Genomic DNA, 2,046 nt, shown 5'->3' on the forward strand with positions numbered 1-2,046 from the left:
AAGGTCAGGTTTCTGAACTTCCTTTCGCCCGCTACCTGGTAGAGCTCATTCGCCGCGTTGAGCGTGAAGATTTCGCCCACCTGGCGGCTGGCAAGGTGTCGATTGGTGTAGCGGCATACCCGCAGAAGCACCCCGAGTCCGCATCCCTGCTGCAGGATATTGAGATTCTGCTGTCCAAGCAGCGTGCCGGCGCGGACTTCGCGATCACTCAGGTGTTCTTTGAGGATGAGCGCTACAGCGCCCTAGTCGATTCGGCGCACCTGGCAGGCGTGGATATTCCGATTATCCCGGGCATCATGCCGGTAACCTCCCTGAAGCGCCTACAGAACCTCTGTCAGATGGCGGGCATGCCGGTTCCGGCAGATCTTGCCTACCGCCTTGAGACAGCAACCAGTAGCGCTGAGATGCACCGCATCGGTGTTGAGTACGCGTTGAACCAGTGCCGCACCGTGATGGACGCGGGCGCACCGGGTCTGCACTTCTTCACCTTCAACGAGCATGCCGCGGTGCTGGACGTTCTGGACCAGCTGGATTTGCCGCGGTACAGTAACCGTTTCTCTCAGTCGCTGAGCGAACTGGAATACGCCTAAAACCCCACCTCAACCCATAACGCTCCTTGTCGGATGCGTTTCCATTTTCTCCCCCACAAATATTCCGGGAGTTGTTGAGTTCTCCGTTTTACCGCCCACAGTCGGGTGGTAAAACACCGGAACTGACTCCCCTATCTATCCCCAGTAAAGGAAAAAATATTATGTCGAACACCGCATTCCCCGCCGCAACCATTGTTGGCTACCCCCGCGTGGGCCGCTTCCGCGAACTGAAGAAGGCTCAGGAGGCTTTCTGGAAGGGCATGGCAACCCTGCAGGAGCTGCAGGACACTGCCGCTGACGTGCAGCGCACCTACTTCGAGCGCGTAACCGCTGCGGGTCTGAAGGCTGATAACTACTCGATTCCGGCGACCTTCTCCTACTACGACCAGGTGCTTGATGTGGTTCGCCTGTTCACCCTGGTTCCCGAGCGTCTGGCTGAGGCTAAGGACGCACGCGGTCTGCTGGATCTGCCCGGCTACTTCGCACTGGCGCGCGGTACCGAGACCCTGCCCCCGCTGGAGATGACTAAGTGGTTCGACACCAACTACCACTACCTGGTGCCTGAGATTGGTGCCGGTACCGAGATTAAGCTGAATCTTGAGGCTATTGACGAGCAGCTTGAGGTAGCAAAGCAGGCTGGCGTGAAGGTTCGCCCGCAGATTGTTGGCCCGCTGACCCTGCTGCTGGGCGCTAAGGCTGAGCAGGGTTCCGCTGAGGACTTCTCTCCTATCGACCGTCTGGACGAGTTCGTTGCCGCGTATGCTCAGGTGCTGGAGCAGCTGGCTGAGCGCGGTGTTGAGTGGGTTCAGCTGGACGAGCCGGGTCTGACCGTGGACCGTGCCGACAACACGAAGGTTGCTGAGCTGGCTGAGCGCACCTACCGTGCCCTGGCTGCTGGCGAGAAGCGCCCGCAGATTCTGGTGACCAGCCCCTACGGTTCCTTGCGTGATAACCTGCCGGCACTGCTGGGTACCGGCATTGAGGCTCTGCACCTTGACCTGGTGCACGGTGTGTACTCGAAGGCTGAGCTGGAGTCTGTTTCTGCCGCGGGTGTTCACCTGGTTGCCGGTGTTGTGAACGGTCGTAACGTGTGGCGTGCTGATGTTCGTGCCGCCCTGAAGGCTCTGGAGGCGCTGCCGGGCGCATCCGAGGGTGCCGTGTCGGTGGCTTCTTCGACCTCCCTGCAGCATGTGCCGCACGACCTGGCTCTGGAAGACCCGGCCGAAGTTCCGGTGGACGGCCTGTCATTCGCTGATCAGAAGGTCGCTGAGATTGCTCTGCTGGCTCGTGGCCTGGCTGGGGGTGAGGCTGTTGTTGAGCCGGAGTTGAAAGCTGCTGATGAGGCACTGGCTCGCTTCGCCGCTGACCCGCGCAAGCACAACGACGAGATTCGTGCCCGTGCCACCGCTGTGGTTGCTGAGGACTTTGACCGCCCGACCATTGATGTTCGCCGTGC

Annotated in this window: 1 protein-coding gene and 1 pseudogene; both read left to right on the plus strand. The window is 60.4% G+C overall.

From position 1 onward, the window contains the following. The coding region (locus tag O3648_RS08165) for a methylenetetrahydrofolate reductase (RefSeq protein WP_371569527.1) at nucleotides 1-590 on the plus strand (590 nt) is incomplete at its 5' end. Between the two features lie 161 nt (nucleotides 591-751). Next, nucleotides 752-2,046: pseudogene (locus O3648_RS08170) on the plus strand (5-methyltetrahydropteroyltriglutamate--homocysteine S-methyltransferase); the annotation flags it as partial.

The sequence above is a fragment of the Rothia sp. 27098_8_161 genome, assembly GCF_041432905.1.
Lineage (GTDB): Bacteria > Actinomycetota > Actinomycetes > Actinomycetales > Micrococcaceae > Rothia.